The sequence below is a fragment of the Pseudomonas sp. Sample_9 genome (assembly GCF_004307535.1).
Classification (GTDB): domain Bacteria; phylum Pseudomonadota; class Gammaproteobacteria; order Pseudomonadales; family Pseudomonadaceae; genus Aquipseudomonas; species Aquipseudomonas mercuritolerans.
Genome location: NZ_RAZO01000144.1, coordinates 1 through 8,219, shown reverse-complemented (window position 1 = coordinate 8,219; position 8,219 = coordinate 1). Strand labels below are relative to the sequence as shown.

Here is an 8,219-nt window from a genome sequence, read left to right as displayed (position 1 = left end):
ACCTGCCCCCCGCCGCCACTGGCCTTGGCCGTCGCCGCCTTCATCCGGTCGGCGCCGCTCTTGGCCTTGATCACCTTCAAGCGCTTGGGTCGTGGCTTGGCCAGTTGCAGCGTGGCGACGGCCAACAATTCGTCCTCCACTACTTCAACGTCATCGGCGGCCAATTCGCCCCGTCGTGCCGGGCCGTACGCGCTCTGCCGAGGCTTCGGTGCGGCGTTATCCACAGTGGCCAGAAACGGCAGCTTCACCTTCAAGCGGCGTCGCTGGCCGCGCGGCAACGCTTGCAGGACCAGCGCCGACCCGTCATTGATCGATTCGACCTGCGCCAGACCCACTACCAGCGGCCAGCCCAGACCTTCCGCCAGCAGGAACGGCAACATCCCCGAACCTTCGCCGGTTTCCGCCTGACTGCCGGTCAGCACTACTTGCGCCCCGGCATCGCGCAGGTATGCGGTCAGCGCCGGCAAGGCATCGGCGCCAGCGGGTTGTTCCAGCACATGCAGCTGTTCCAGGCCCATGCCCAGATAGGCACGCAGGGCCGGTTCGGCAACATCACCGGCGTGCAGCACTTGCAGGTTATCCCCAGCCAGTTGCAGGCCCAGTTCCACCGCGCGCGCATCCTGATCGGCGCGCCGTGGCCGACCTGAGGTCGGGTGAGCGCCAATCGAGACCAGACTGATAACGTTCGTGTTCATAGGGTTTCCTTAAGCCGCATCGCGCTTGGCTTCGTTGCGGTAAGTCGCGACCGCTTCGATCAACGCTTGCAGAATCTCTGCGCTTTCGCCGATTACCGAGAGGTCGGCACGCTTGATCATGTCGCACCCCGGATCGAGGTTGATCGCTACAACCTTGTCGCAAGCGCCAATGCCTTGCAGGTGCTGAATCGCGCCAGAGATACCCACAGCCACATAGACCCGCGCAGTGACCCAGGTGCCGGACGCGCCAACCTGGCGATCCCGGGCCATGAAGCCATCGTCCACCGCAACCCGCGAAGCGCCTTCGGTGGCGCCGAGGGCCGCCGCTGTTTCGTGAAACAGCTGCCAATCCTTGACCCCGTTGCCGCCGGAGAAAATGAATTCCGCTTCGGCCATCGGAATCGCTGCCGGATCCACCGCCACGGCACCAAGATCTTCGATTCGCGACAAGCTGCGCGCAACGCTTGTGGATAACTCCACTGGCAACGCTTCGTGACGGGTTTCGCTGACCGGTTCTGCGCATTCGGCAGCGGCGAGAATCAACCGCGCCACTGGACGCGCCAGGTCTTGCAATCCGGCCCCGGCGCGGCCGATGCATTCTTGATCCTTGACCTGCCAGACCCGCGTGGCCGGGCGCTCGCCCAAGGCTGCAGCAAAGCGCCGGCCGAGTTCGCCGCCACCGCTGCGGCTGTCCGGCAGCAACCAGTGACGCGGGTTGAATTGGTTATCCACAGCGCGCAAACCCTGCACCCGTTGTTCCGGTGCATAACCGCTGAATTCCTCGCCTTCAAGCACCAGCAGGCGATCGACGCCAGCAGTTTCGAAAGCGCTTTCCTTGTGCTCGCCGAACACCACGGCGAGCACTGCACCATCGGTGCCGGCCAGTTGGTGAGCGAGGCCGAGCAGATCGCGGTCGTGGCTGCTCAGGCGACCGCCGACCATATCCGGCACCACGCTGATGTAGAACGCCGGAGCCGATACCTGATGCAGCGGCAACTGCACTTCAACAGCAGCCGAGCGTTTGACCGTCCCACCCTGCTGCGCGCCGCTGCGGTCGATCCGTTTGATGCCGTTGGGGCCGATAAAACCCATGCCGTGCAGATTCTTGCGGATGACGCCATTGGGCCCCATCCAGCTGTGCTGCGCCGGTTGCATCGCCGCGTGCAGCGGGTGCAAACGGTTACGGGCAATCCATTCGGCGCGCGGGTCGCGGCGGATAATGTCGCTCATCAGTGCACCTCCGCAGGTTCACGTTTGGCCGGCGTAGCAGGCTTGCTTGGCGCGGCGTCCTCAAGCAACGCGTCGGCGACCAGTTCGGCGATGTCCTTGATCAGCGGACGCGGTTCGACCACGCCTTCGAGCATCGCCGTGCACTGTGGACAACCCACCGCCACCAGTTCGGCGCCGGTTTCGCGGATGTCTTCCATGCGCATGTCGGGGATGCGCTGCTTGCCCGGAATGTCAGTGATCGGCGCGCCGCCGCCACCGCCGCAGCAGCGCGAGCGGAAGCCAGAACGCTGCATCTCTTTGACTTCAATGCCGAGGGCACGCAGCACTTCGCGCGGCGCTTCGTACTCGCCGTTGTAGCGGCCCAGGTAGCATGGATCGTGATAAGTCACGCTGTTGCCTTTGTGCTGACCGAGGTTGAGCGCGCCGGCCTGAATGATCTCGGCCATGTAGGTGCTGTGGTGCTGCACCAGATAGTTGCCGTCGAAGGCGCCGTACTCGTTTTTCAGCACATGGAAACTGTGCGGATCGCAGGTGACGATGCGGTTGAAGCTGTATTTGGCCAACGTCTGGATGTTGCGTTTGGCCAGCAACTGGAACGTCGCTTCGTCGCCGAGACGCCGCGCCACATCGCCGCTGTCACGTTCTTCAAGGCCGAGCACGGCGAAGTCGATGTTGGCCGCTTTCAGCACTTTGACGAACGCGCGCAGGGTGCGCTGGTTGCGCATGTCGAAGGCGCCGTCGCCGACCCAGAACAGCACGTCGGTGGATTTCTTCTCACTGAGCAGATTGAGGTTCAGATCCGCCGCCCAGTTCATCCGCCCGCCCGGGGCGAAACCGCCAGGGTTGTCGGTTGCAATAAGGTTCTCGAGAACTTCGGCACCCTTGTTCGGCGTCGCACCTTTTTCCAGGGTCAGATGCCGGCGCATGTCGACGATCGCATCGACGTGCTCGATCATCATCGGGCACTCCTCGACGCAGGCACGGCAGGTGGTGCACGACCACAGGGTTTCGGCGTCGACCAGACCGTTGACGATCGGTTGATGCGGATTGCCGCCATGCTCGCCGATCGGTTTGCCTGGATACGGGCTGCCGGCGAACTTGGCGTCAGTGCCGCCGGCGAGGCCGACGACCATGTCCTGAATCAGTTTTTTCGGGTTCAGCGGCTGGCCGGCGGCGAAGGCCGGGCACGCTGCTTCGCACTTGCCGCACTGCACGCAGGCGTCGAAACCGAGCAACTGGTTCCAGGTGAAATCCTTGGGTTTTTCCACCCCCAGCGGCGCATCGGGATTGTTCAGGTCCAGCGGTTTCAAACCGGTCGAGCGCCCGCCGCCGAAACGTTCCGGGCGACGGTGCCAGGCCAGGTGCAGAGCACCGGCAAAGGCGTGCTTCATCGGCCCGCCCCAGGTCATGCCGAAGAACAGTTCCGACACGCCCCACAGCACGCCAACACCGAGAATGGCGGCGAGCAGCCAGCCGCCGAAGTTTTCCGGCAGGATCCCGGCGACCGGAAGGGTCACCAGGAAAAACGACGCGGAGAAGGCCAGCAGGCTTTTCGGCAGGCGCATCCACGGGCCTTTCGACAGACGCGCAGGCGGATTGACCCGGCGCAGATACATGAAGATCGCGCCGACAAACATCACCGCCGACATCAGCAGCAAGGCGTAGCCGAGGATGCGGTTATGCAGGCCGAAACCGTGCACCAGAATGGCCAGCACAATCGACGCCACCGCACCGCCCGCCGTGGCGACGTGGGTGTTGGCAATGTATTTGTCCCGCGCGACGACGTGGTGCAGGTCGACCATGTAGCGCTTGGGCATGGCCAGCAGACCGCCGAGCAGATCGACCTTCGCCGCCCGCCCCCGGCGCCACATGTTCATCCGCCGCAACGCGCCGAGGACCGCAAGGCCCAGGGCTGCGAACAACAGGATTGGAAGAAGGGTGTTCAACATCAGAGTCACCTCTGGCGAGCGGCAAGCTGCAAGCTACAAGCGGCAAGAAAGAGCAGCATGGATCGGCTGTGCTTTTACTTGCAGCTTGCAGCTTGTGGCTTGCAGCTGAGCCGTCAAAAATCCTTACAGAGCCGAAGTGCGTCGTAAATGGCGGCGTGGGTATTACGCTGCGCCACGCAGTCGCCGATGCGGAACAACAAGTAGCCGTCGCCCGCCTCGCTCAGCGAAGGTTGCGGCTGGATCGCGAACAGCGCTTCGACGTCGATCTGGCCCTTGTTGCGCGAGCCGTCCTTGAGGGCGTAGTAGATTTCCTCGTCCGGGCGCACGCCGTTTTCGACGACCACCTGATCGACCACCCGTTCCTCTTTCGCGCCGGTGTATTCGTTCTCCAGCACTGCGATGAGCTTGTCGCCTTCGCGGTAGACCTTCTCCAACATCATGTCGCCGGTCATGATCACTTCTTTCGGGTACATGCTGCGGTAGTAGGTCGGGAACGACGTGCCGCCGATGGCCACGCCCGGCTTGATGTCGTCGGTGACGATCTCGACCTGGCTGCCCTTGTCGGCGAGGAAGTCGGCGACCGACATGCCGGTGAACTCGCAAATGGTGTCGTAGACCAGCACGTTCTTGCCCGGCGCAACCTTGCCGTCGAGCACGTCCCAGCTGCTGACCACCAGCCCTTCGGCCGCGCCCCAGTGTTCGTTCTGCTCAAGGTACGGATGACCGCCAACCGCCAGCACCACCACGTCCGGACGCAGGTCCATGATGGTGTCGGCATCCGCCGCCGTGCCCAGGCGCAGATCGACTTTCAGCCGCGCCAGTTCCAGCTGGAACCAGCGGGTGATGCCGGCGATCTGGTCACGCTGCGGTGCTTTCGATGCGGTGGTGATCTGCCCGCCGATGAATTCTTTCTTCTCGAACAGCGTGACGTCGTGGCCACGCTCGGCAGCCACGCGCGCGGCTTCCATCCCGGCCGGGCCGGCACCGACGATCACCACCTTGCGTTTCGGCCCGGTGGATTTCTCGATGATGTGCGGCACGCCCATGTATTCACGGGAGGTCGCGGCGTTCTGGATGCACAGCACGTCCAGACCCTGATACTGACGGTCGATGCAATAGTTGGCGCCGACGCACTGCTTGATCTGGTCGATCTGGCCCATCTTGATCTTGGCGATCAGGTGCGGGTCAGCGATGTGCGCGCGGGTCATGCCGACCATGTCGACGTAACCGCCCTCAAGGATGCGCGTGGCCTGGTTCGGGTCCTTGATGTTCTGCGCGTGCAACACCGGCACCTTGACCACTTCCTTGATCCCGGCAGCCAGGTGCAGGAACGGCTCCGGTGGATAACTCATGTTCGGAATAACGTTGGCCAGGGTGTTGTGGGTATCGCAACCCGAGCCGACCACGCCGATGAAATCGAGCATGCCGGTGTCGTCGTAATACTTGGCGATCTGCTTCATGTCCTCGTGGGACAAGCCGTCCGGGTGGAACTCGTCACCGCACAGGCGCATGCCCACGCAGAAGTCGTCACCGACCTCGGCGCGCACGGCTTTCAGCACTTCCAGGCCGAACTTCATCCGCCCTTCGAAGGTGCCGCCCCATTCATCGGTACGCTTGTTGACGCGCGGGCTCCAGAACTGGTCGATCATGTGCTGGTGCACGGCCGACAGTTCGACGCCATCGAGGCCACCAGCCTTGGCCCGGCGCGCAGCCTGGGCGTAGTTGCCGATCACTCGCCAGATCTCTTCCGGCTCGATGGTTTTGCAAGTGGCGCGGTGCACCGGTTCACGGATGCCCGAGGGCGACATCAAGGTCGGCCAGTTGAAACCGTCCCAGCGCGAGCGCCGGCCCATGTGGGTAATCTGGATCATGATCTTGGCGCCATGCTTGTGCATGGCGTCGGCCAGATTCTGGAAGTGCGGAATGATCCGGTCGGTGGACAGATTGACCGAACTCCACCATTCCTGTGGGCTGTCGATCGCCACCACGGACGAACCGCCGCAGATGGCCAGGCCGATACCGCCCTTGGCTTTCTCTTCGTAGTATTTGACGTAGCGGTCGGTGGTCATGCCACCGTCAGTCGCGTAGACCTCGGCGTGCGCGGTGCTGAGCACGCGGTTGCGGATGGTCAGTTTGCCGATCTGGATCGGCTGGAACATTGCTTCGAAAGCCATGGCACGGTCCTCGGCTTACAACGGCTTGACGATGAACAAGCCGTCATCGTGGCCCTCTTCGGAGCCTCCGTAGACTTGTTCGGCGACAGTACGGATCTTGCTGCCACGGGCTTCGAGAATCTGGTCCATGGCGCCGGCGAACCAGCCGGTGAACATGTAATCGACCTTGCGCCCGACCTTGCCGTAGACATAGACGAATGCCGAGTGCTCGAGCTTGACGCTGGCGGTGCCTTTGTCGAGGTCGATGTCCTGGATCTTGAACAGACCCCAGCCGCGCTGCGACAGGCGCTTCATGTAGTGTTCGAACACCGCGACGCCCTCCAGGCCGTGGCATTCGGCTTCCTTTTCACACCAGTGCCAGGCGGATTTGTAGCCGGCCTTGTAGAGGATCTCGGCATAGGCTTCAGCGCCGAGCACTTCCTCGATGCCCATGTGGTTGTTGACGAAAAAGTGACGCGGCACATACAGCATTGGCAGGGCGTCGGAGGTCCAGACACCGGTCTCGCTGTCGACTTCGATAGGCAATTGCGGGGCGATCTTGGCCATGGAAACTTAACTCCAGAAAAATGATGGTTCAGTGTTGGCCGCGGCCCTCACCCCAGCCCTCTCCCGCAGGAGAGGGGGCAGATCGGCGGCGGTCTTGAGAAAGCGTTATTCGCCCCAGACGTTCTTAAGAACGCTTACCCAGTTCTCGCCCATGATCTTGCGCACCACGCGCTCGGAATGGCCGCGCTTGAGCAGGGTTTCGGTCAGGTTGGGGAATTCGCCGACGGTACGGATGCCCAGCGGGTTGATGATCTTGCCGAAACTGGTCAGACGGCGGGCGTAGCCCTTGTCGTGGGTCAGGTATTCGAAAAAGTCCTGGCCGTGACCCTGAGTGAAATCGGTGCCGATGCCGATGGCGTCTTCGCCAACAATGTTCATGGTGTATTCGATCGCTTCGGCGTAATCGTCGATGGTCGAATCGATGCCCTTGGCGAGGAACGGCGCGAACATGGTCACGCCGACGAAACCGCCGTGGTCGGCAATGAACTTAAGCTCTGCATCGGACTTGTTGCGCGGGTGCTCTTTGAGACCCGACGGCAGGCAATGCGAGTAGCAGACCGGTTTTTTCGATTCGAGGATGACTTCTTCGGAAGTCTTGGAACCGACGTGGGACAGGTCGCACATGACGCCGACGCGGTTCATCTCGGCAACAATCTCGCGACCGAAACCCGACAGGCCGCCGTCACGCTCGTAGCAACCGGTGCCGACCAGATTCTGGGTGTTGTAGCACATCTGCACGATACCGACGCCGAGCTGCTTGAACACCTCGACATAACCGATCTGGTCTTCGAAAGCGTGGGCGTTCTGGAAGCCGAAGAGGATGCCGGTCTTGCCCTGCTCCTTGGCCCGACGGATGTCGGCGGTGGTGCGCACCGGCATCACCAGGTCGCTGTTTTCGCGGATCAGTTTCTGGCTGGCAGCAATGTTGTTCACGGTCGCCTGAAAGCCTTCCCACACCGACACAGTGCAGTTGGCCGCCGTCAGACCGCCCTTGCGCATGTCTTCGAACAGCTCGCGGTTCCATTTGGCAATGATCAGACCGTCGATAACGATGCTGTCGGCGTGTAATTCGGCTGGGCTCATCAGGCGTCCCCTTATTGGCGATTCATGCGCCGAATCGTCTGCCGGCGCTTTGGGGCCAGCATATGCCTCGGTGCCGGGGCGACCGGGTGCAAAAACGACAGGGGAATTGCCGAAAGCGTCAATCCGCGACAAAGGGTCGTCGGCCACCCTCCTCGGCTGGCTGTTCAAGCCCGCGCGCTTACGCCAGAATCTGCCGCAGCCTGCACCTACCAACGGATTAGAGCGACCCCAATGAAATCGATCTTCCTCGCCCTGGCACTGATTGCGACCGGCGCCCACGCCGCCGAAGAATCCGAGAACAACCCGTGCGACGCGGTGGAAAACGACATCCAGACCTTGGAATGCTCCGCCTACAGCCGCAGCACCGCCGAAGACTTGCTCAAAGACAACTACGCCAGCCTCAACGAACGCATGCAGACCGCCTACGGCAAGAACCCGACGCAACTGGCCGACATCACCGCCAAACTGAAAACCGCCCAGCAGCAGTGGTTGAAGACGCGGGATGCGGATTGCGCGGTGGAAGCGTTCCCGGCCACGGCGGG

At 62.5% G+C, this 8,219-nt stretch carries 7 protein-coding genes; 1 reads left to right on the top strand and 6 read right to left on the bottom strand.

Annotated features, from left to right (window positions below):
- The 6 genes from D6877_RS07285 to D6877_RS07260 form a co-directional block, all read right to left on the bottom strand.
- On the bottom strand, positions 1 to 695 hold a 695-nt coding region (locus D6877_RS07285; RefSeq protein WP_130910338.1), incomplete at its 3' end, for an electron transfer flavoprotein subunit beta.
- Positions 696 to 704: 9 nt separating this feature from the next.
- Complete coding sequence (locus D6877_RS07280) at positions 705 to 1,925, bottom strand: electron transfer flavoprotein subunit alpha/FixB family protein (RefSeq protein ID WP_130910337.1); 1,221 nt, start codon at positions 1,923 to 1,925, stop codon at positions 705 to 707.
- Positions 1,925 to 3,874, bottom strand: coding sequence for a dimethylglycine demethylation protein DgcB (gene dgcB / locus D6877_RS07275; protein WP_130910336.1), 1,950 nt, complete (start codon positions 3,872 to 3,874; stop codon positions 1,925 to 1,927). Before dgcB ends, D6877_RS07280 begins: the two co-directional genes overlap by 1 nt.
- Before the next feature lie 113 nt (positions 3,875 to 3,987).
- Complete coding sequence (gene dgcA, locus D6877_RS07270) at positions 3,988 to 6,048, bottom strand: dimethylglycine demethylation protein DgcA (protein ID WP_122699693.1); 2,061 nt, start codon at positions 6,046 to 6,048, stop codon at positions 3,988 to 3,990.
- Positions 6,049 to 6,063: 15 nt separating this feature from the next.
- Positions 6,064 to 6,594 carry a 4-vinyl reductase gene (locus D6877_RS07265; RefSeq protein WP_039757633.1) on the bottom strand — a complete coding sequence of 177 codons (531 nt, stop codon included), beginning with the start codon at positions 6,592 to 6,594 and terminating at the stop codon, positions 6,064 to 6,066.
- A 105-nt stretch (positions 6,595 to 6,699) separates the two neighbouring features.
- On the bottom strand, positions 6,700 to 7,677 hold the full coding sequence (locus tag D6877_RS07260; protein ID WP_024014597.1) for a dipeptidase: 978 nt from the start codon (positions 7,675 to 7,677) through the stop codon (positions 6,700 to 6,702).
- A 231-nt stretch (positions 7,678 to 7,908) separates the two neighbouring features.
- Between D6877_RS07260 and D6877_RS07255 the strand changes: the two genes are divergently transcribed.
- The coding region (locus tag D6877_RS07255) for a lysozyme inhibitor LprI family protein (RefSeq protein WP_130910339.1) at positions 7,909 to 8,219 on the top strand (311 nt) is incomplete at its 3' end.

Excerpts from the sequence above, each read along its gene's own strand:
- D6877_RS07280 (WP_130910337.1), bottom strand. The coding sequence starts at position 1,925 with ATGAGCGACATTATCCGCCGCGACCCGCGCGCCGAATGGATTGCCCGT.
- dgcB (WP_130910336.1), bottom strand. The coding sequence starts at position 3,874 with ATGTTGAACACCCTTCTTCCAATCCTGTTGTTCGCAGCCCTGGGCCTT.
- dgcA (WP_122699693.1), bottom strand. The coding sequence starts at position 6,048 with ATGGCTTTCGAAGCAATGTTCCAGCCGATCCAGATCGGCAAACTGACC.
- D6877_RS07265 (WP_039757633.1), bottom strand. The coding sequence starts at position 6,594 with ATGGCCAAGATCGCCCCGCAATTGCCTATCGAAGTCGACAGCGAGACC.
- D6877_RS07260 (WP_024014597.1), bottom strand. The coding sequence starts at position 7,677 with ATGAGCCCAGCCGAATTACACGCCGACAGCATCGTTATCGACGGTCTG.